The following is a 19,959-nucleotide window of genomic DNA, read 5'->3' on the forward strand; positions in this document are numbered from 1 at the left end:
GGTGCGGGAGACCGGCCATGTTCGGAACGTCGTCAGATGGATGGCGCGGTCTGGGAGGGTCGGTGACGTTTCGCGTGATGATGCGGCGGCGGCTGTGCCGGTGGGCCGGGTCGGGCTGCAGTCCTGCCGGCCTGCGCCGTGTGTGGCGGCGGTCGTGCGGTACCTCACTCACGGTTCCTCCTCCCTCGCCCCAACGGAGTTCCGTTCAGATCCGCCAGTTTTCGCCGGGGCTTGTCCGTGGGCAAGGCGATTTCCGGCTCGGTTGGCCGGCATGGCGAGATGGGCCGGCGAACGCAGAGGCTGCGGACGACCCGCGCCACGTAGGCGGTTCTCCTCGGCGATCCTGCCGCCTTGGGCCCGGAAGTCCCCGAAGATCAGCGAGGTGCTGCCACTGCTCTACCTGCACGGGTTGTCGTCTGGGGACTTCGTGCCTGCGCTGGAGCAGTTCCTCGGTAGTTCGGCCGGGCTTTCGCCGGCCACGGTCACGCGGCTGACTGCCCAGTGGCAGGCCGACCACGCCGCCTTCATGGACCGCGATCTGTCGGCCATGGACTACGTGTACGTGTGGGCCGACGGCATTCACCTGCGCATACGCCTGGAGGAGGCCAAGGCCGCCGTGCTGGTGGTGACGGGCGTGCGGGCGGATGGCACCAAGGAGCTGATCGCGCTGGCCGACGGATATCGCGAGTCGACGGAGGCGTGGGCGGGCCTGCTACGCGACTGTGCCCGCCGGGGCATGCGCGCCCCGGTGCTGGCCGTCGGGGACGGCGCGCTCGGCTTCTGGAAGACCCTGGCCGAGGTGTTCCCCGACACCCGCGAGCAAAGATGCTGGGTTCACAAAACCGCAAATGTTCTCGATTCCCTGCCGAAGTCGGCCCAGCCCGCGGCCAAGCGCGCGATCCAGGACATCTACAACGCCGAGGCCAAGGACCAGGCCCGCAAAGCCGTCGCCGCGTTCACCCGTCAGTACAACGCGAAATACCCCAAGGCGGTCAAGAAGATCACGGACGACGAGGACGAGCTGCTGGCGTTCTTCGACTTCCCCGCCGAGCACTGGGTCCATCTGCGGACCACGAATCCCATCGAGTCGACCTTCGCCACCGTGCGGCTGCGGACCAAGGTGACCAAGGGTGCCGGCAGCCGGGCCGCCGGGCTGGCCATGGTCTTCAAGCTGGTCTGTCCGCCCAGGCCCGCTGGCGGGCTGTGAACGCACCACACCTCGTCGCTCTGGTCCGTGCCGAGGCCCGCTTCGAACGCGCAACTCGTCGAACGCCCCGGGACCCTCGCGGCGTGAGCAGCCTCAGCCGATCCGCAGAAGCAGGGAGGATCTCAGGCACTCGTGCGCCGTATGTGCAGGTGGCCATCGCGGGGGAAGGAGGGCGGCGCCGCGGGCAGGATGCTGTCGAAGTCGTACCGGCTCTTCTGCGCAACCCGGCACGATGCCAGGTTGTCCACCTGGCGCAGGAGTTCGAGACGCTCCAGCCCGTCGGCTTCGAAGGTGTCGAAGGCCCAGCTGGTGAGTGCTTCCAGAGCGTGGGGGGCCACTCCCCGCCCTCGAGCGTGCGCCGCGGTCCAGTAGCCCACCTCGGCCGCCGGTTTGCCGGAGATGACTTCCTTGAGTACCACGTTGCCCACCAACTGTGCGCGAACTGAACCGGGTTGTGCCTCAAGGACGGCGAAGCCGAACCGGCCCCCCGCTGCCCAGCCCCGCTGCTGGGCCTGCACCCACCGTGCCCCGTCAGCATCGTTGTCCACGACAGAGCTCGCCCACTGGCGCATTGCGGGATCCCGGCTCACCTCGACCAATGCGGGAACGTCCTCCATGCGCCAGGGGCGAAGAACGAGAGCGGGAGAGGCCGGCGTCGCGGCCACCTGAAGTACGACGGGGGCATTCACCAACCGATCATATGCGGCGGCGTTTTCACCCGACGCCAGCCGCGTCCGGCCTATGCCGCCTTGCGACCACCCCGTCATTGCTGTGTCCGGACGCGCAGAGCCTGGACGGACCAGTCGAACACCGGCGCCAGACTCTCCGGGGCCGGCCAGCCGTTGACCACTGCGAGCAACTGGAGGTATCGCTCCCTGCGGGGGTCGTTCACGCTCTCCAGCCGAGTCGCCAGCCGGCGGCGAAGCTCGACGTCGTCGGGGCGGCCGAGGAGGTGCGCGTAGTGCGCCGTGAACGCCGCGACGATCGGATCGGCCTGGGGCGAGGCCGGGTCGATGCCGGCGGTCAGGGCCGGGCCGGCCTGGTCACGGACGACTGCGGCGATGTCGCGGCGCGGGCCCATCGTGTCGCTTCGGGCCTGCTCGGCTGCCTGGTCCTCGGCCATCCGCCGCACGACGGTGCGGAAATCCGGGTCCAGGGACATTTCGGCCAACTCCACCCATGCCTGGACCTGCTCCGCCTCCGGGTTGTCGGGCAACTCGGCGGTCATCGAGCGCATGACCCCCACGAATGCGGGGGCGGCGTCAAGACCGCCGAAAACGACGTCGAGGAAATCGCCGATCAGACGTCGGCGTTCGTCCTCGGAGAGCTGGGCCAACCGGTGCATGAGTTCCGTCTCCTCAGGTGTGGACCCGCGCTCGGCCACCGCCGTCAGCACCACGCGCCGCAAACGCAGGACGCGGATCTGCACTGCCAGTGCTTCGGCGTGCGCCGCGGCGACCTCGGGAAGCGAGAGCTCGCGGTCCACGACCTTGCGGATCGTGGGAAGGTCCAGTCCCAGCTCGCGCAGGGTCCGCACGAGCTCCAGGCGTGCGACGGCGTCGATGTTGTAGAGGCGGTAGCCGGCCGGGCTGCGGTCCGTCGGCGCCACGATTCCGCGATCGGAGTAGAACCGAATGGTCTTGACCGTGAGACCGGTCCGCCGAGCGAGCTCGCCGATCGAGTAGAGCGTGTCGCCGTCCATGCCCCCACCTTTGCGTCTCCCCCTACTGGAGACTCAAGCCCCTATGCCTGCCAGCAGCCAACCACTCCGCATCCACAAGTCTTGACAATTCTTCCTTCCGGGCTGGCTGAACGACCTCACGAACAGCGGTCTGGCCCCGCTCGTCGGCCTCGCCGGAGCCCTTCACGAGGACCGACATGCCGTCGCTCAGGGAATCACCACCCCATACAACTCAGGTGTCAACGAAGGCCGGACCACAGACGTCAAGCTGCAGAAACGACTGATGGCCGGCCGCGCCGGCGTCCCACTCCTCCGCCACCGCGTCGTCCTGATCGCCCACCTCCGCCGCCGCTACGCCCACCGCTCGACCGTGTCACCGAGATGATCTTCGGCTACGAAAATCTTGCCAGAGCCACATTCACGTGTACGCCGACAGGGTCGGCTTGTCGGCGTGCCAGAAGGTCAGGTGCGGAGCGCCGATCCGCTGGATCTGATCGGCTGTGGCGACCTTCAGCACTCCGAGCACGCGCAGCACGTCGCCGCGGAAACTGTTGGTCGACCCTGCCGGGTTTGTCTTCCGCTGCCCCGCCATCAGCCCTGCCCCTCGTTCGTTGCTCGCGACCGGTCACCGGCTGGGCGCCAGCCGCGCCTGGTCTGCGTCGGCGTCCGGGCCCCGCGGAACCCGATGATCTCCTCCACTACTGACATCAGGAGTAGAGAAGAGGGGTGTGACGACGCAGTTTTCGCGCTGATTCCGGCCCTGACAAGGGGTTTTCCCCCAACCTCGGGTGCCGGGCACCAAAGGGGGTCTCCAAGGGGCCTTCGAAGGGGGCACCCAGGGAGTCCCCTTGGGCTTGCCCACCTCGGGCAAGCCTTCCGGTATGACCGGCCCGTGCAGTGCCGCTACCCGGCCCCCGGGTGAGTGCTCGTCTTCGTCTGGTCTCCTTCGCTGCCCCGGCCGGGGCGGTCGAGGCGAAGGAGCAGCGTGCATGGCCCCCCTTTGTCCGCTGTCTGACCGTGCCGGTAGCGGACGTGGTCAAGGAGGAACACGGCGGTGGTCGGGCGGTGGCAGAGGTGGACAAGGGGTCCGGGTGTGAGTAGTTGAGGTACAGGAAATCCCGGTGAGATTGATCTTGCTGGGCTTCCTCTACCGGTGCCGTTCCGCGCCTGCGCGAGCAACTGCGCCACCAGGTCCTCGGAGTCGCCTTCGGCCTGGGGGGGCCAGGTCGTCCAGCACGGTGTCGCCGTCGAGGACCTCGGCCTCGGTACTGGTGGACTCGCGTAATCAACTGTCGCCAGGTCCCCGAGGAGTCCAGCCTGCTGGTGACCTTCCGTGATCTCCTGGGGCGTATCGGCTCCATGTGCCGCCAGTCTCGTTGTGGAGCCGGGTGGTGGTCTTGTGGTGGTAGCCGAGCGCTTCCGCGACCACGGGGGCGGGCATGTCGAGGAGCTGCTGACGGATGGCGGCGCCGCGGGCAGCTGCGGCCGGAACCCCGATCTCGTTCAGCAGAGCGGACAAGTGACCGGGGCGGAACGGCTGGCCGGCCCTGCGGCCGGGGAAGAGCATCGGGACGCGGGGTTGGTGGCGGTGTTCATGTTGTCGCGGTGTGCGATGTGTTCCAGCAGCAGGGCGGCGACCGGCTCGGGGATCGGTGAGGGTGACTTCCCGAGCCGTAGCAGCGCGGTGTCGCCGTCGCGGATGACGCCGTCGAGGGTGAGTCGGACGATGCGGCTCACGGGCTGCGCGTAGAGGAGCACGATGACTCCGGCGAGTCGGAGCCTCATCGGTGTCTCCGTGTCGGTCAGCAGTCGGCCGAGGGCGTTGAGGCGCTCGTCGTCGCTCATTGCGGCCCGCCTGGAGACCTTCATGGCCGGAATGGAGAGGAAGCCTGGACAGCGGCGGTCTGCATGGCCCAGTCGTGGAAGGCTCGCAAGCAGGTGCGGCCGTGTTCGGTGTTCTCGGCCCACCACGCGTCGATGTCGAGCTGTCCGCTGGACGCGAGGTTGGTGTTCCGCTTGCCGAGCCAGTGCAGGAAGGTGGTCGCGTACTTGATCTGCTCGGCGGCGAACCGGTGGATGCTCGGTGTGATGTGGCTCCGCTCAGCGCGGGCCCGCAGCCGGGGGAGAACGCGCCAGGTCGCGTAGAGCTTGATCATCTTGGCGTGCTCGGGGTCGGCGATGCCGGCCAGATGCCCGGGAAGTCAGCGCTGGAAGGAACAGAGGTACTTGTCGGCCGCAGGAAGGACTCCGCACGTCATCAGGAGTTCTTCCAGGTGAGCGGCAGCCCGCCAGAGCTGGAGCTCGTGGAAGGCATCGTGGGTCAGTGGGGTCTCGCCGAGGCCGAGCCGACGCAGCAGCTGTGAGGCATTCCCCGGCTGGCCACGGCGTATCTCCAGCCAGGCCAGCCCGCTCCTGGGCTTGTCCATCGCCACCAGGATGCAGCGGTGGCCACTCTGGTTGTCGGTATCGCAGGTCTCGGCGAGACCGTGGCATCGGGATACCTGGCCCAACGCGCCGCCCGTCAGACGTTGCGCTGGGAAGGCGTGCGTCAGCATCATGACAACCTTCGCAACTGCTACATCGGTGTCAACGGCGGAGCGCGCAGTTGCCGTTACGCGCTGGCTGACTATGTCCAAGCCCTGGCGGCCGGCACCTTGACGGACGAGATCCGCGAGAGAGCAGCCACGGCGGTGAACGCTCATCGGGGGGCAATACGACGAGGCGCAGATGCTGGTCTCGGATGCTGTCCTCGCCGAGGCCCGCATCGTGAACGACAAGATCAGCCTTCTCTACGGGTTGCTGCGTCGTATCGATGGCGGCGTTCCCCAGCAGACGACACTATCGAGCTGGCCAGGCGCCAGCTGAAGGAACTGTGGCCCCACCTGATGTCCATGAGGGAGGCCATTCGCGTGGACCGCGGCGTAGGCGGCAGACACACGCCGATCTGGCGTGGAACCTGACCCACAAATCAAAGATGAAACGCCCAGTAAGGCTTGCCCAGCCGCTCAGGCCTGCCCGGCATCTGTCTCGCTCCCACAGGGGGCTGGCAAGCCCGGTGCCGACTGGGCTACGCAGGGCCCGGGCCGCGCTGGAATCAAGCTGGTGGCCGAACCGGGTTCCCTCGTGAACCGGTGCACGGCCGCCATGCCGGACATGGACGACGGCCTCCGCACCCGTCTGCGGCCGCCCTGCGGTGCTACCGCAGTCAGGTGTAGGTGTACGGGGTGGGGGACGTGACCGTGGCTCCGGTGGAGGTCGTCGCGACCACGGCCACGGGGCCGGGGGTGGACGTCGGCGGTGTGACCGTCTGGACCTTGATGTCGGACATGACCTTGAACGAGAGAGCCGGGACGCCGCCGAAGGTGACGCCGGTGACCTTGGCCAGGAAGGTGCCGTTGAGGTTCACGACGCGGCTTCCGGTGCGCGGCCCGGAGGTGGGGCTGATGCTGGTGATGGTGGGGCTGCCGATGTAGGTGTAGGAGAGGCTGTTGGAGACGCCTCCCTTGCTGATCATGTAGACGGGGACGGTGCGGGCGAGGGCCGACGGTGGGACGGTCACGGTGAGCCGGGTGTCCGACAGGACGGTGGCGGGTGCCTCGACGGTGCCGAACCGTACGGTCTTGACCCCGACGAACCGTTGTCCGGTGAGGGTGATGGTGTTTCCGCCGTTCATCGAGCCGGAGGTGGCCGAGATCTGGTTCACGACGGGGAGCCGGCGGTAGTAGTAGTGGCCGACGATCGCTGTTCCGCCGCTGGCGGTCACGGTGACGGGTACGGCTGATCGGATGCCGGAAGGCGCGGTGACGGTCAGGGTGGTGTCGCTGACCACGGTGAAGTCCTTGGCCGGCCGGGTCCCGAAGTGGACGGCGGTGGTCCCGAGGAAGCCGCGGCCTTTGATGGTGACAGTCGTTCCGCCGCCTCGGGGGCCGGTGTTGGGGGAGATGGCCGCCGGCCTTCGCAGGACACTGACGGTGTTGTCGCCGTGTTCGGCGACGTACAGGTATCCGCTGTCCGGTGTGGTTGCGACCTGGTGGGGGTCGGCGAATCCGGGGATTGTTTCGCTGATGCTGTTGCTGCTGGGGTTGATCACCGTCAGCGAGCCCGCTCCGGTCATGGACGCGTAGAGGAGCGTTCCGTCCGGGGAGGCGGTCAGGTAGGAGGGGTTGCTCGCGACGGTGATGGTGTCGGTGACGGTGTGGGTGGCCGTGCTGATGACGCTCACCGTGCGGGCACCGGAGTTCGCCACGTACACGCGGGTCCCGTCGGGTGTGGCGGCGATGCCCAGGGGGGCGTTGAAGCCGGCCAGAGTGGTCACGACGGTGTTGCTCAGCGTGTTGATCACGCTCACGGTGGCGCCGGTGGAGTTGCTGACGTAGGCCCGCAGCCCGTCGGGGCGGACGGTGACGGCCTGGGGGCCGTTTCCCACGGGGATGGTGCCGGTGACGGTGTTGGTGGCCGTGCCGATGACGCTCACGGTGTTGGCGCCGGAGTTGGCCACGTAGAGGTGGGTCCCGTCGGGGGTGACGGCCAGCCCGCGCGGGGCGTTGAGGCCGCTGATGGTGGTGACAAGGGTGTCGGTGGCCGTGCTGACGACGGCGACGGTCCCCGAGCCGGGCATGGTCACGTAGAGGTACCGGCCGTCGGGGGTGACCGCTGCGGCCCACGGGCCGGCCCCCACAGCGATCGTGGTGGCGACGACGTCCGCGGCGGTGTCGATCACACTCAGCGTGTTGCTGCCGGAGTTGGTCACATAGGCGCGCAACCCGTCAGGCCGCATGGCGGCGGAGTGGGGCGCCGGTCCCACCGGGATCGTGCCGGCGTCGGCCACCAGGGGCAGGGCGAGCGGCGGGAAACTCCCGGACTTCTCGTCCTCTGGCGGGACTTGACCGACTGGCATTGCCGACTCCTCTCGACCGGACTCCCGAATCCGACGAGTTCCAGAGCGAGTTGAGGACTTCAGCCCTGCAGTCCCATAACCTGGCGCCCGTGACTTTCAGGAGTCGATTCCGCGCGTTCCCCGAATCGTCCCATCCGATGCGACCCTGCGTAAGTGGTCAACCGGGGCACTCGGGCGCACATTTAGCCAGCGGGAAGTAAATTCATCTTGTAATATTCACCACTCACTGCATCATATGCACCCTATTCCCTCCGCGGAATGCCTGCTTCAGTTTTTATACGAAGGTCGACCTGCGCGAGGACCCAACCGCGCCGAAATGGCGCCGGCATCACAGGCCATTCATCCTCCGCACGCAGGGCCGCCTTCCCGGGAAAGCAGACACCAGCGCGAAGGAGAAGCCCCATGGTCACTCTGAACCCGAACCAGGGACCCACCTCGGGTGGTAACCAGGTGGTCATCACCGGGACTGGCTTCACGGGCGCCACCAGCGTGAAGTTCGGCACCAAGTCGGCCACCTTCACCGTCGACAGCGCCACCCAGATCACCGCTGTGGCACCCTCGAACAACGCCGCGGTCCAGGTCACCGTCACCACGCCCGGCGGAACGACACTGCCGGTCTGGTACTACTACATCACGCCCCCGACCAAATCGAGCCTGAGCGAGACCGTGGGACCGCTCGGCGGTATCCCGGTCACCCTCACGGGTTCGAGCCTGCAGACCGCCACATCGATGTCCTTCGGCTCCAACACGGCCGTTCCCACCGTGGTCAACGACACCACGCTGGACGTCCAAGTGCCGGCCGTGCTCACCCCCCAGACCGTCCCGGTCAGCGTCACGACCAAGGGCGGCACCACCAACGGGCTCACGTTCACCTACGTGGCCGCTCCGACGGTGACCAGCATGGACCCCACCGCCGGACCGGACTACGGCGGCACGGCCTCCACCATCACCGGCACCAACCTCAGCGACGTCGTGGACATCTCGTACGGCCCCGACTCGACCGCCTACAACATCATCGACGACACCACCATCGTCGCCTACTCCCCGGGCGGCACCGGCACGGTCACCGTCACCGTCACCAGCGCGGGCGGCAGCGACTCATCGCAGTCGTTCACCTACACCGTCACTCCCGGCTGAGCCGGCCGAGAGCGCCCAGAACTCTCGAGCCCGCCTGCGGAACCGGGGCGTACAGACCCGGTTCCGCCCACGCTGTTCGGCGGTGTACCTCAAGCGCCGCGGTGCAGCAGTGCGGCCGGCTCCTGCCGATGGGGAAGGAACCGGGGGGGGGCGTGGCCGCGCGGCAAGGCCGCGAAGGGCGCAACCGCGCCTGCCGCGGCAGACACGAGAACCACTGCTGTACAGGCTCCGACACCTATGGACCGGAGCGGGAACAGGATTTCGGCCCTCATTCTCGCTGGCCAGAGGCATTTCCTGCTTGGCTGACCACCTGTTCGACAGGCCGCTCCACGAAGGTGCGAGGCCAGCGAATCGCCCATTCCCCGCAAACGCCCGTCACTCACTGTGATCACGATGCGTGCTGACCAGTGTCCCGTACACCTCCGTGTTCGACGTGAAGCGGTCCACTGCCGAACACGTACCGGGCTCGGCGTCACCGACTCGCAGGCCCGGACTGTAAATCGTTCACTTCTGTTCTGCGCTTGATCAGCTTGGTCTTGTTGTTGACGCCTTCGGTGCCGCCGTTGTGGTGCGGCAGGGTGAGGGCGGCGCCGACTGCGGCGCGGTCCCCCCTCAAGGCCTCGGGTGAAGGCATGCAGGTGGGGCAGGTCCTCGGCATGGGCCGAGGTGATCCAGGTGCTCAGCAGGGCGGCATTGCCGTAGGCGGGATCCAGAAGCGAGGCGAAGCGGTGGATGAGGTCGGCCAGAGCGGTCATCTCGTGGCAGGCGGTGCGGGCGGCCTCGATACGTTCCCGCTGATGGTTCTTGAGGCGGTCGGGGCGGGTGAGGAGGTAGCGGGCCAGGCGCCGGGGCGAGAGTGCGGGCCGGTCGGCCTCGACGCGGCCCTGGTTGATGTAGCGGACCAGCAGGTTCGAGCTGCCGGTATAGCCCAGTTCCCTGATCTCCTGGAGCAGGTGGGTGACGAGGACGACCGGGTTCTCCAGTCGGCGTCGGCGCAGGTGATCGCGGTAGGGATCCACCAGGGTGGGCCGGTACTTGGGGCGCGGATGAGGCGCTCGGGCTCGGCGACACGGTCGTAGCGCTTGACAGTGTTGAGAGCCAGGTTCAGGCGCCGTGCGCACTCCAGCAGGCCGACTCCGCGCTCGCGCAGGGCGTGGACCTGCTGCCAGCGCTCGCGGGTGGTGGCGGCCTGTCTCCCCTCGTCCGGGGGCGGGCCGGCGTTCGCCCAGCAGGTGCTGTGGGCGGCGACTTCTTTGCGGACGGCCTCGGCGAGGTTGCGCCACAGGTGCCAGCAGTCGCTGATCTGGACTGCGTCGGGGAGGGCTCGGCGAATCGCCTCGGCGTAGGTGGCCGATCCGTCCCGGCGCGCGGCCTCGATGCCCGGATGCCCGCGCAGCCAGGCTTTCAGCGTGGCGGCCTCTCGGCCGGGCAGCACCTCGATCCGCTGGCCGGTCTCGGCGTTGATGATGATCGTGGCGTAAGTGTGCCGGCGCCGCAGGGCGAAGTCGTCGACCCCGATCACCCGCGGGATCTGCGGCACAGGCACCCGCCGCAGCAGCCGAAGGGCGGAGGCGTATGCCATGGGCACGGCCAGCGATCGGGAGAGTCGGGCAGAGGCCCGCCCCCTAACTCCTTGACCAGTCCGGAGAGCTGGCTGGTCAGACGTGTGGTGCGGCGCTGATGGCGTTCCAGGAGCCCGGGGACCTGCTCTCGGAAGGTCTGCCGCCTGCAGCCCAGGACCGGACAGACCAGCCGTCATATCCTCACCCGGACCACGACCTGCCGGCTGTCGACCGGCACATCCCGCACCGTCCGGCCGTGATATCCGTGGACCCTCCCCGTCGCCACCCCGCACACCGGACAGGGAACGGGCACCTCCCGGGTCCGAGCCGAAACCCGGACGATCTCGCCACCGTCCGCCACATCCTCGATGACCAGCTCCGACAACCCCGAAAACACCGTTCCCACAAGCGTGTTCGCATCATGCACGCTCGATGATCACAGGCGAGCACTCACCGTCACCACCGACTACGGAACAGACCCGACCGATTGACAGTCCCGGGCAGGGGGCAGCTGCTCGGCGGTCAGCCTGGTGACGGCGCAGGCGGCCGGAGCGAGCTGGAGCCCCCGGGCCTCAGAGCCCCTTCCGGAGCCGGGGACTTTAAGGACGAACCCGAGGCAGCGGTAGCCGAGAGGTAGCCCAAGGGCTACTCACCCAGCTATGAGATGTGTCGGGAAGTAGCAGCTGCCTTCTTGGCCTCCTCGCGCAGGCGGCGGCCCCGTACGGTGCGGGTACGGCGCAGCTCGTCGAGCTGTCGGGGGTGGCGGCGTCGGCGAGGTTTGGGCGGTGCCCAAATGGCGGCCTGCCGGGTCACAGACCGCGAGCCGGCAACGAGGTTCCGGCGGGCTCGGTTCTGGGTAGTATCGCGCTCGCCGGGTCACGTCACGCAGTCACAGGCGCGCGAGGGGTGAAAATGCGAGGGAAACGGTGGGCGGCCGTAGCCGCAGTCGCAGGTCTGGCAGTCTGTTTCGCAAGCCCGCCCGCGAGTGCCGAGGCTCTGAGAACCAGGTTCGCCAACTATGCGGGTCCCGAGGCGTGCCTGGCCTACCAGGCGGACTACGGCATCCACGTGTTCCAGTGCAACACCTCGAATTACGAGAAGTGGTACTGGGACGACGATCTGGAATACACCGCGCTACGGAACCAGGGCAGCGGGCTGTGTCTGACCGCGCGAAACGGCCAGTCGGTTATGAAGCCATGTCTGGCAACGGACCAGGCGGCCACGTGGATGATCGACGAATCCAACCCCCGACGAATCATCAACGCCGTCACGCACACCTGCCTCGCACGAATGGAGAACGGCCTCGTCCACCTCACGACCTGCACGGGGGGCGAGTCCCAACGCTGGTGGCTCTCCTGACGGACGAGGTTCGTCCCCGAGGACCAGCGCCTCGGGTCCGTCCTCCCCCGTCCTCGAGGAGTCCCAGGAGGCGCAGCGGGGCCAGCTTCTGGCGCTGCCGCAGGCCGCGCTCCCGGAACACGCCGCGGCGTACAACCTGCCTACAGTGATGACGTTCCACCAAGAGGTGGAGGAGGCGGTCGCGTTCGGGGAGAAGCTGCCAGAGACGGCGGCGGAGCTGTACGCCGCCGACGCATCCGACACCGATCTCGCGGCCGCCGAGAAGCTCCCGAAGTCGTCCATCGAGGCCGAGTTCTACGAGCTGGAGGCCGGCCGCCACGTACCGCCGAAGCGGTCTGGTCGGCCTGGCTGTGCGGCGACCACCTCGTCACCGACCGACGCGAAGTCCTGCGGCAGTTCGCCAATGGCATCGACGCGAACAACCGGCGCGCACACCGGGCCTTCCTCGCGTCCGTACGCGTCCTCGGCGAAGGCGTCGACATCACCGGCGAGCGCGAGTGGAGGCGCTCTGCTTCGCGGACACCCGCGGCTCCCAGGTCGAGATCGTCCAGAGCATCGGCCGCGCGCTCCGCCTCGACCCTGGCGGCTCCGCCAAGGTCGCCAGGATCATCGTGCCGGTGTTCCTGGAGCCCGTGAGGATCCCAAGGAGACGGTCGCCTCCGCGAGCTCCACCCTCTTGTAGCTGTCCTCCAGGGCCTGCGTTCTCATGATGAGCGCCTGGTCGAGCAGCTCGCCTTCCCGCGCCCTCACGAGCGGGAAGCGCCGGCTGCACGTCCGGCGCGATGAGGAGGGACGGATCGTCGGGACCGGCGGCAAGGGTGACGGCGAGGACCAGGAGGACGGCGCCGACGCCGCCGCGGAGTCGGCACTGCTGCACTTCTCCAGCCCGCGGGCCCCTGCCACGATCGAGGGCTACCAGGCCCTGATCCGGTGGCGGACCCTGCGCGCCGGGGAGCTCGAGGACCGGCGCAAGGTCCTCCTGGACGCGCCAGAGGCCGGGATGGTGTGGGAGCCCGGCGAGGAGGCGTGGGAGGCCATTCGCCGTGCTCCGGTCCTACCGGCGGGCCACCGGACACCTCGCGCCCCGCCAGGACGCCATGTGGGGCGAGGACGACGAGATGGCGCCGGGCGGGCAGTACATGGCCAACCTCCGACGCATGGGCGCGAAAAACGGCCTAGGCAAGGACTTGGACCGGCGGCGGAGCACGCGGCGCAGCTGACCGCGATCGACGAGGACTGGGACTGCCCGTAACCACTGGACTGGCAGCGGCACGACCGCGTCCTGGCGGACCTGGTCGACGCCGACGGCGCCCTGCCCGACATCGCCCCCGGCGTGCTCATGGACGGCGACGACACCGGCACATGGCTCCAGCAACAGAAACAGCCGACCACCTGGGCCCCACTGCTGCCCGAACAGCAGGACCGCCTGACCACGGTCGGCGTACAGCCCGACCAAGCACCCTCTCCCGCCCCCGCAGCCAGTCGTGGGACGAAGGGGGCCGAGCAAGGCACAGCAGGCGTTTCCAACGCGGCCTGGCAGCCCTCACCCAGTGGGTAGAGCGAGAAGGCACCCACCGGCCCGTCCCCTGGGCCCACGGAGAGGAGATCGCGGTCGAGGGTGAGGCAGAGCCGGTCGTCGTGAAGCTGGGGTATGGGTCTCCAACACCAAGAGCCGACGCGACAAACTCACCCCCGAACAGCACGCCGCACTACGGGAACTCGGCATCCACTGGGCTCCGTAGCAAGTCGCACCCTGCCGGAAAATACGCGAGAAGTCACCTCAGGCCCAGCCGAGAGCGCCTCTCCCAGGTGACCTCGGCAAAGCGCCCGTACACGACCACCCGGACCTCGCCATACAGCGTCAGATCTGCGTATTACCTAGGAGGGGCTGCACTGGCGACAGCATGGAAGCAGCTGTGCCCGCTTCGGTGACATCCGCGCATAAGCATGCTCAGGACGGCCCAAGGAGGATGCTTCATGACGGAGGCCGGCAACCCCCATCAGCCCTCAAAGGCGCACCGTCCGCGTCGGCGTGTCAGCACGGACCTGCTCGGCGAGCGTCCGCCTCGGGCACGGGGCGTCAGCACAGGGAAACCGTCGGGCCCGAGAGGCCAGTGGGCGCTTCGGCCAGGTCTCAACCTGACCCGCACCACCACGAGGGCCCGTACCGGGGGTACTTCCTCCGGTACGGGCCCTCGTGTGGTGCGGGGTCAGTCGTTCCAGACGTCGCCCTTGAAGTCGCCGCCAGTGCCGCGCTCGTAGTAGTGCTGCCCGTCCAGGCCGCCCACACAGGTCTGCTGGTAGCGGTAGGGGTTGGTGGCGATGGTACCGACCCTCTCGCCGGTGTCGGCGTCCCAGAGCTCGGCGCGGCCCCAGTACGAGAGGGCCTTGTGGGTGCCGCCGAAGCAGACCTCGTGCTTGTCATTGGCGGGGATGGATCCACTGGTGCACACCGTTCCGCCCCAGCTCTCGCAGGTTGCGCTCGCCGCGCTGGCGGGTGAGGCAACGATTCCGACGACCACGGCGGCCATGGTCGTGGCCATGAGGCCGAGGCGGGCAAACCGGTTCTTCTTCATGTCCGTTCCTCCACTCGACGGGCCGGATCCGTCCGGTCCCGACGTGCTCAAAGCTACGAGCGGGTACCTGCCGGTCGGTATGTCATCTGTGCACGTTTGCCCGGCAGGTGACGGTCACGGCTGCATGGTCGAGCACACCGCCGAAGACGCCCGTTCGACGAAGGGGCGCTGCGTGCCGTAGAGCGCGAGGAAGGCCAGCGTGAGCTCGTACACGTCCACCCCACCGGCTGTCAGCTCCCGCGCCAGCAGTGCCTCCGCGCTGCGCAGGTGCTCGCGAACCGTCTGGGGATGCAGACCCAGCCGTTGTGCCGTCACCCCGACCGAGCAGTCGGCCAGGATCCAGGCCCCCAGCGTGCGCTGCAGGTTGCGGGTGTCGGTGTCAAGCGGAGCCAGCACGTTCCGGGCCCATGCCCGGCCGGCGTCAGTGCCGATCAGGGCGGGCAGGCCTGGGTCGTGGCGGCCCGGTACGGTGGGCCGGTCCCGCAGTTGCAGAGCCAGGTGGAGAGCGGTCCGTGCTCGCACGTCGTCGAGGTCCACGCCCAGCAGTTCGCCCGCCCGTACCATCCGCGACCGTACGGTGTTGCGGCTGACTCCCATGATCTTCGCTTTCCGCACGGCGGTGAACCTCAGCGCCAGCGACACCGTCGACAGCAACTGGCCCCTGGTCCGAGCCGGTAGCGCGTCCAACGGCCGGAGCAGGTCCGATGCCCAGCGGGCCGCCTCGGCACTGGGCAGCAGATCCACCGGATCCATACGATCCGGATACCGGGCACGGCAACCGGGCATGTACCGAGCCGCCACCAGACTGCGGTACACGTCCTCGTAGGCTGCACTGACATGTTCCAGCGGGTGCAGGCCGCTGCGTCCCTGAACCACTCGCGGACGGCGTGCGACGTAGTCGGACAGGGCGCGCCCGATGGCGTCGGCGGCTCGAGTGTCGGCGACGGGTACCACGGTGATCACATGGTTGTCGTAGACCGGACAGGGGACGACCAGGGCCCGGCCGGCGGTCAGTTTCTCGCAGTCCCGCGCCACCTGGGCACGTTCCTCCACCGGCATCTCCAGCAGGGACAACCAGGCCCAGTCCGCGTCCAGCAGGCCCGGTTTCATCCCGGCCGCCGTCCGCCGCGCCAGGGGGACGTCCCCGGCCATCAGCAATTGCAGAACGGCGAGACGCAGATGGAGCAGGCTCGCCTCCCGTTCCCGGCGGTCGGTCTCGGCTTCCGCCACCCGCAACAGCAGTCCGAGGACGATGGCTGCAAAGCCGGTCAAGGCTGCGCTGTCCCCGTCGAAGGGGCGCTCGCGGGTGACGACGAGGACGTGGAACGGTGGCTCGCCGCCCAAGGGGACCATCCGGGTGTGGCTCCCCGCTTCGGAGACGACGGCGGAGCCCAGTTCGCCCCGGGCTACGGCCGCCGCCTCCACCCGGTGGTGCGCCCTTCCCGGGCGGAGGACCTCGGTGGTGCCCCCGAGCGTCCGGGCCAGCCACCGTTTGATGCGGCATGCCGCCGCCTGCGCGCCGTCGGGGCCCACGCGCGCGTGCCGCAAGAGTTCCGTCAGCCGCACCGTCTGTGGTGTCGCGCCGTGTATCGGCTTCGATAAGCCCATGCTGTGTGCCTTTCCCCCGAAGGTTCAGTAGGAGTGCGGCCGGAGGGTCCACCGGCCTGGTGAAGGTGGTCATGCATGGCCCAGGCAGGGCCTAACAGGGAGACCTGGGGCGTCCTGGGCTCGCACATCCGAACGGCGAGGGCCGTCCACAGGACAGTGAGGGTGGTGGCACCGAGCATGACGGGGGCACGGTGGCCGGGATCGGGCACCCCGGCGTCCACGGGCGGGTGAGCGGCCCGCCCCGCGCGCCACGCCAACCGCTGCGCCGCGCCTCGTCGACGCTGGTCATCAATGCCCCTCAGGTCACGTGGCGACTCCGGACCTCGGTGTCTCAAAGATCGCAGGCCCGGCGGCCGGCAGGCATCAACCGCGGGCACGAACCGGCTCCCTCCCACGGGGGAGCGGCCATCCGGCGACGGGAGTGGAAGCAGCCACAGCTCAGCCCGCCGCATGAACGGCACCGGCTCACTCATCCCTTGCCGCCGGTGCGGGAAGGCCGCACAACCGATCCGCCACCGCATGGTCTTGTTGGCGAGTTCCAGGTACGTCTGCTGCACAGCGGCGGGAACGCACGGTTCCACGGGAGAGTGATGTCACTGAGTTTCGAGAACGCCTCGGAGCTTGCTTCGGGACCATGGTCGTGCTCTGCACGACGGGGCCCGGGTGCTGCCGAGGTCCAGGGTCGGATCTACACGCGGCGATCCGTAGTGGCTACGAGAGGCCCTGATCTCGGTATTACCGGAGCGCAGAAGAAGAGGGGGCCGCGGGAGACGCAGCCGAACCCTACAGGCCGGTGACCGACGGCACCCTCACAGCGCACCCGACCGCGCCGCGCGAGCAGCGGCATGCAATGCAGCGGATCTACGACCGGCTGGTGGACGAGTATGCCGCCGATGTGTCGCGGCGTGTTCCGATCAGCAGCAGGGCACACGCGAGCAGGAAGAGCGGCCAGGGCGTGAACGGGAGGACCACGGCGTCGATAACGGTCCAGCCCCCCAGCGTCCAGGCGATGAATGCCGGTGGGGTGATGCCTCGGCGGTCCAGCCACAACACCGTCAGGCCGACCAGGATGAGCGGTATGCCGAAGCTGTCCAGGCTCAGCCAGAGCGCGCTGCCCGCCGGGCTCATGTCGGCAAGGTCCTCGCCCCACAGTCCGCCGCTGAACCACGTCCCGGCGTGGCGCGAGGCTTTCTCCACCGTCAGGGCACCGAGCGTGTGTGCGGTGCCGCATAACGTAATGATCCAGCCAGCCCACTTGATCATCTGATGTCTCCGTTCTTGTCGCGGAGCCGCGCGGTGCGACTTCGTCGAGTCCCTGCGTAGCTGGGGCAGGGACCCCTGCAACCACAATTACGGTACTACTGTTTCGATACTCTCGTTCCGTATAATGCAGGCATGACAGTGCGAAGGCAACGGGGGGGACGCCCCCGAGACAGTCGTGTGGATCACAAAATCCTGCAGACCACACGGGAGCTGATCGACGAAGTCGGTTACCCGGCCCTGACCGTCGACCAGGTCGCGACGCGCGCCGGGGTGGGCAAAGCAGCGATCTACCGCCGTTACGCCTCCAAGGCCGAGATGGCGTTCGTCGCCACCATGCACGAGCAGCAGATGCCGCCGCCGACCGGCACCGGCTCCTTGCACGGCGACCTGCTGGCGCTGGTCCGCACGTTTCACGTCCGCATGGCCGCCCCGGCGGCCCGACAGCTGGCACCAGCCCTGATCAGCGAACTCGCCATCAACCCTGAACTGGACACCCGGTTCCGGGACACCTTCCTGGCCACCGAACAGGCCGCCTTCGCCGAGATCATCGAACAGGCAGTGGCTCGCGGCGAGCTGGCCGGGACCGTCGACCCCGCCATGGCCCACCTGCTGCTACTCGGCTCCCTGGCGTCCGCCCTGTACATCCTCAACCTGCCCGTCGACGACGCGATGGTCGCCGACCTCGCCGCCGCCGCAGCCGCAGGAATCACCGCCCTGGCCGACAGCCACCGCAGCGACCCTGGCGGGGCCGCGGAGCAGCGCTGACGGGGCGGTTCCTCCTGGCTGGGCGGCAATCCAGAATCTGTCAAGTCACGAAATTCCGCCTCATGACACGATTCGGCCGCCTAGGTCTACTGGAGGCATGGGCACACGCACAACCGGTGACTCACCTCCCACTCCCTCGCTTGGAAGGACTCCCATGCCTCGCATCTCCCGCACCCTGCGTCTCGCGCTGCTCACCGCCTCGACCACGCTGGCGGCAGGAGGCGTACTGCTGCCCACTGGCGCGCTCGCCGCCCCGGCGACGCCGCATACGGTCACCCTCCCGGCCGACCGGGGCAGCCACGGCCACAAGGACCGCTCGGGCGAGGACAACGACCGGGATGGCACCCATGAGAACCCCGCCGACGAGGGCGGCGAGGGCAAGGATTCTTCCGAGCCGACGGACTCCGACGGTGGGGTTTCGGAGGATTACTGCAACAGCCCGACGCGGGCCCCGGGGCTGTGCGTCGACGGCAAGCCGCTGCCGAAGGGCGACGGCACCGCCAAGGTTCCGCAGGGAAAGATTCCGTGCCTCGCAATCGACTCTCCCGAGCTGTGCGCGCAGAAGCAGAACCCCAAGCCCTACGTGCCGAGCCCCACGGGCAGTTCCACCGTCGGATTGGCGGTGTGACCGGGACACACGTGAAGGGCGCGACTCCCGAAGGAGCCGCGCCGTTTCGTCAGATAGCCCCGAGTGCGGCCAGCACGGCTGCCCGCCCAGCCGGGATCTTTGCGCGTCGGCTCCCTGCCACCCGATCTGGGCGCGGACCGATCCCGTGGACATCGCCTTTGCCGACCACCACGGCGCTCATGGCAACCTCCGTAACCGGGCCCGGCTGCTGAGATTGCGGTCGGGGTGTCGTCGGGGTGAGCCGAGGGGGCGCTGACGTCGCGGCCCATGGTGTCGGCGAGGGACAGGTGGAGGGTGTCGGCGTCGAGGCTGTAGTCCCAGGTGTCGCCGGCGACGTCAGCAGCCGGGATCAGGGCGCCGGCAAGGGCGAACCGGGGCGCTTCGCAGGAGGAGGCGGCGGGCAGGAGAGGCAGACCTGGCTCTCCCTGACCGCCATGGTGATCAACCTGTCGTACGCGCTGGATGCCCAGTTGCAGCATGACGCCCAGATCAGCCACTTCGAGTACCAGGTCAGCCACCCTGTCCGAGGCCGCCGAGCGCACCATGCGGATGAGCGAGCTGGCGGTCCTGACGTCGAGGAGGTCCGCCGCCTCGTCTTCGACCCGCTCACCCAGGCCCAGCAGCGGACCCTGCGCGCCATCGGCCACCGTGTGAATCGGGCCGTCGACCCTAGCGACACCTGCCCGGACTGATGCGGCCCACCCGTCACTCCGACCCGCCCTGCGGAAGGCTCACCGCGTCCTCTCCATCCCGCCGTGCCCGCCGGCGCACACGACGCCTTGCTGTCCGGTGCCCGGCGCCGAGCCCGCGCCCAGCGCGACTGGACCCCACCGACGGTGGGCCTGGGCCAACGGTTACTCGGATACGGCGCAGCAGGGGCGGGTAGATCGAAGGTGGTTCGAAGGGCGTGGCGGGCGGCTGTGGCGTAGGCGGCGCGTGGTACTCAGTGCGGCTGTTTCTGCAGCAGGCCGTAGGTGCCGGCGAGGCGGTCCCGGATCACCGCCGAGCCATCGCCGAGCCGTCGCCGCCCAAGCGATACCGGCCGAAGGCGAGGATCCGAGCCGGGTGATGCCGTACAGGCCGAGGTCACCAAGTCCGGAGCGCCCTTGAACCCCTCGATCGCCCGGCCGTCATCCAGTTCCGGGTGCCCAAGTACGGGGCGGTGCGGCGCCGCTGGTCCGGTTCGGCGAGCAGTTCCCGGTCGTCCTTCTGGAGGATGCCGCGCGCGATGAAGTGGGCAGGGAGAGCAGTCGCGAGTCGGACGGTCGCAGGGGCT

Annotated in this window: 15 protein-coding genes and 3 pseudogenes; 6 read left to right on the plus strand and 12 right to left on the minus strand. The window is 68.7% G+C overall.

Features of this window, described 5'->3' with window-relative positions; genetic code table 11:
• Positions 1-319: 319 nt before the first annotated feature.
• Positions 320-1,257, plus strand: a pseudogene (locus ACSHWO_RS00115) (IS256 family transposase); the annotation flags it as partial.
• A gap of 72 nt (positions 1,258-1,329) precedes the next feature.
• Here the strand turns inward: ACSHWO_RS00115 and ACSHWO_RS00120 are convergent.
• The 6 genes from ACSHWO_RS00120 to ACSHWO_RS00145 form a co-directional block, all read right to left on the minus strand.
• Complete coding sequence (locus ACSHWO_RS00120; protein ID WP_438318808.1) at positions 1,330-1,896, minus strand: GNAT family N-acetyltransferase; 567 nt, start codon at positions 1,894-1,896, stop codon at positions 1,330-1,332.
• A gap of 74 nt (positions 1,897-1,970) precedes the next feature.
• Complete coding sequence (locus ACSHWO_RS00125; protein WP_438309482.1) at positions 1,971-2,909, minus strand: MerR family transcriptional regulator; 939 nt, start codon at positions 2,907-2,909, stop codon at positions 1,971-1,973.
• A gap of 397 nt (positions 2,910-3,306) precedes the next feature.
• On the minus strand, positions 3,307-3,480 hold the full coding sequence (locus tag ACSHWO_RS00130; protein WP_438309483.1) for a hypothetical protein: 174 nt from the start codon (positions 3,478-3,480) through the stop codon (positions 3,307-3,309).
• Positions 3,481-4,391: 911 nt separating this feature from the next.
• Positions 4,392-4,733: a hypothetical protein gene (locus ACSHWO_RS00135; protein ID WP_438309484.1), complete on the minus strand. Its 342-nt coding sequence runs from the start codon at positions 4,731-4,733 to the stop codon at positions 4,392-4,394.
• A 20-nt stretch (positions 4,734-4,753) separates the two neighbouring features.
• Positions 4,754-5,044, minus strand: a complete 291-nt coding sequence (locus ACSHWO_RS00140) for a hypothetical protein (RefSeq protein WP_438309485.1) — start codon at positions 5,042-5,044, stop codon at positions 4,754-4,756.
• Positions 5,045-5,089: 45 nt separating this feature from the next.
• Positions 5,090-5,314 carry a hypothetical protein gene (locus ACSHWO_RS00145; RefSeq protein WP_438309486.1) on the minus strand — a complete coding sequence of 75 codons (225 nt, stop codon included), beginning with the start codon at positions 5,312-5,314 and terminating at the stop codon, positions 5,090-5,092.
• 301 nt (positions 5,315-5,615) lie between these two features.
• Here ACSHWO_RS00145 and ACSHWO_RS00150 point away from each other — a divergent pair, with 301 nt between their 5' ends.
• Complete coding sequence (locus tag ACSHWO_RS00150; RefSeq protein WP_438309487.1) at positions 5,616-5,753, plus strand: hypothetical protein; 138 nt, start codon at positions 5,616-5,618, stop codon at positions 5,751-5,753.
• Between the two features lie 340 nt (positions 5,754-6,093).
• Here the strand turns inward: ACSHWO_RS00150 and ACSHWO_RS00155 are convergent, their stop codons facing one another.
• A complete protein-coding gene (locus tag ACSHWO_RS00155; RefSeq protein WP_438309488.1) occupies positions 6,094-7,785 on the minus strand; it encodes an IPT/TIG domain-containing protein in 1,692 nt (563 codons plus the stop codon).
• 402 nt (positions 7,786-8,187) lie between these two features.
• Between ACSHWO_RS00155 and ACSHWO_RS00160 the strand changes: the two genes are divergently transcribed.
• Entirely contained in the window at positions 8,188-8,922 is a 735-nt protein-coding gene (locus tag ACSHWO_RS00160) for an IPT/TIG domain-containing protein (protein ID WP_438309489.1), read from the plus strand.
• A gap of 472 nt (positions 8,923-9,394) precedes the next feature.
• Here ACSHWO_RS00160 and ACSHWO_RS00165 read toward each other — a convergent pair.
• Positions 9,395-10,911, minus strand: a pseudogene (locus tag ACSHWO_RS00165) (ISL3 family transposase).
• Positions 10,912-11,552: 641 nt separating this feature from the next.
• On the opposite strand from ACSHWO_RS00165, the gene ACSHWO_RS00170 reads away from it, so the two are divergent.
• Entirely contained in the window at positions 11,553-11,843 is a 291-nt protein-coding gene (locus ACSHWO_RS00170; RefSeq protein WP_438309490.1) for an RICIN domain-containing protein, read from the plus strand.
• A 2,210-nt stretch (positions 11,844-14,053) separates the two neighbouring features.
• Here ACSHWO_RS00170 and ACSHWO_RS00175 read toward each other — a convergent pair.
• The 3 genes from ACSHWO_RS00175 to ACSHWO_RS00185 all read right to left on the minus strand — a co-directional run bounded on the left by ACSHWO_RS00175 (position 14,054) and on the right by ACSHWO_RS00185 (position 17,290).
• On the minus strand, positions 14,054-14,419 hold the full coding sequence (locus ACSHWO_RS00175) for a hypothetical protein (RefSeq protein ID WP_438309491.1): 366 nt from the start codon (positions 14,417-14,419) through the stop codon (positions 14,054-14,056).
• Between the two features lie 114 nt (positions 14,420-14,533).
• Positions 14,534-16,027: a helix-turn-helix domain-containing protein gene (locus ACSHWO_RS00180; protein WP_438309493.1), complete on the minus strand. Its 1,494-nt coding sequence runs from the start codon at positions 16,025-16,027 to the stop codon at positions 14,534-14,536.
• Positions 16,028-16,888: 861 nt separating this feature from the next.
• Positions 16,889-17,290, minus strand: a complete 402-nt coding sequence (locus tag ACSHWO_RS00185; protein ID WP_438309494.1) for a DUF6463 family protein — start codon at positions 17,288-17,290, stop codon at positions 16,889-16,891.
• Positions 17,291-17,467: 177 nt separating this feature from the next.
• On the opposite strand from ACSHWO_RS00185, the gene ACSHWO_RS00190 reads away from it, so the two are divergent.
• Both ACSHWO_RS00190 and ACSHWO_RS00195 read left to right on the plus strand, forming a co-directional pair.
• Positions 17,468-18,055 carry a TetR/AcrR family transcriptional regulator gene (locus tag ACSHWO_RS00190; RefSeq protein WP_385805068.1) on the plus strand — a complete coding sequence of 196 codons (588 nt, stop codon included), beginning with the start codon at positions 17,468-17,470 and terminating at the stop codon, positions 18,053-18,055.
• Positions 18,056-18,209: 154 nt separating this feature from the next.
• On the plus strand, positions 18,210-18,683 hold the full coding sequence (locus ACSHWO_RS00195) for a hypothetical protein (protein WP_438309495.1): 474 nt from the start codon (positions 18,210-18,212) through the stop codon (positions 18,681-18,683).
• 248 nt (positions 18,684-18,931) lie between these two features.
• On the opposite strand, the pseudogene ACSHWO_RS00200 reads toward ACSHWO_RS00195, so the two are convergent.
• Positions 18,932-19,096, minus strand: a pseudogene (locus tag ACSHWO_RS00200) (serine/threonine-protein phosphatase); the annotation flags it as partial.
• Positions 19,097-19,959 lie beyond the last annotated feature (863 nt).

It is taken from the genome of Streptomyces pallidus (ex Mingjun et al. 2026) (genome assembly GCF_051550185.1).
Taxonomy (GTDB): Bacteria; Actinomycetota; Actinomycetes; order Streptomycetales; family Streptomycetaceae; genus Streptomyces.

What these genes read in the sequence shown, in the direction of transcription:
- ACSHWO_RS00185 (WP_438309494.1), bottom strand. Translation starts at nt 17,290, where the DNA reads ATGATCAAGTGGGCTGGCTGGATCATTACGTTATGCGGCACCGCACAC.
- ACSHWO_RS00180 (WP_438309493.1), bottom strand. Translation starts at nt 16,027, where the DNA reads ATGGGCTTATCGAAGCCGATACACGGCGCGACACCACAGACGGTGCGG.
- ACSHWO_RS00125 (WP_438309482.1), bottom strand. Translation starts at nt 2,909, where the DNA reads ATGGACGGCGACACGCTCTACTCGATCGGCGAGCTCGCTCGGCGGACC.
- ACSHWO_RS00145 (WP_438309486.1), bottom strand. Translation starts at nt 5,314, where the DNA reads ATGGACAAGCCCAGGAGCGGGCTGGCCTGGCTGGAGATACGCCGTGGC.
- ACSHWO_RS00195 (WP_438309495.1), top strand. Translation starts at nt 18,210, where the DNA reads ATGCCTCGCATCTCCCGCACCCTGCGTCTCGCGCTGCTCACCGCCTCG.
- ACSHWO_RS00140 (WP_438309485.1), bottom strand. Translation starts at nt 5,044, where the DNA reads ATGATCAAGCTCTACGCGACCTGGCGCGTTCTCCCCCGGCTGCGGGCC.
- ACSHWO_RS00160 (WP_438309489.1), top strand. Translation starts at nt 8,188, where the DNA reads ATGGTCACTCTGAACCCGAACCAGGGACCCACCTCGGGTGGTAACCAG.
- ACSHWO_RS00135 (WP_438309484.1), bottom strand. Translation starts at nt 4,733, where the DNA reads ATGAGCGACGACGAGCGCCTCAACGCCCTCGGCCGACTGCTGACCGAC.
- ACSHWO_RS00150 (WP_438309487.1), top strand. Translation starts at nt 5,616, where the DNA reads ATGCTGGTCTCGGATGCTGTCCTCGCCGAGGCCCGCATCGTGAACGAC.
- ACSHWO_RS00155 (WP_438309488.1), bottom strand. Translation starts at nt 7,785, where the DNA reads ATGCCAGTCGGTCAAGTCCCGCCAGAGGACGAGAAGTCCGGGAGTTTC.
- ACSHWO_RS00175 (WP_438309491.1), bottom strand. Translation starts at nt 14,419, where the DNA reads ATGAAGAAGAACCGGTTTGCCCGCCTCGGCCTCATGGCCACGACCATG.
- ACSHWO_RS00130 (WP_438309483.1), bottom strand. Translation starts at nt 3,480, where the DNA reads ATGGCGGGGCAGCGGAAGACAAACCCGGCAGGGTCGACCAACAGTTTC.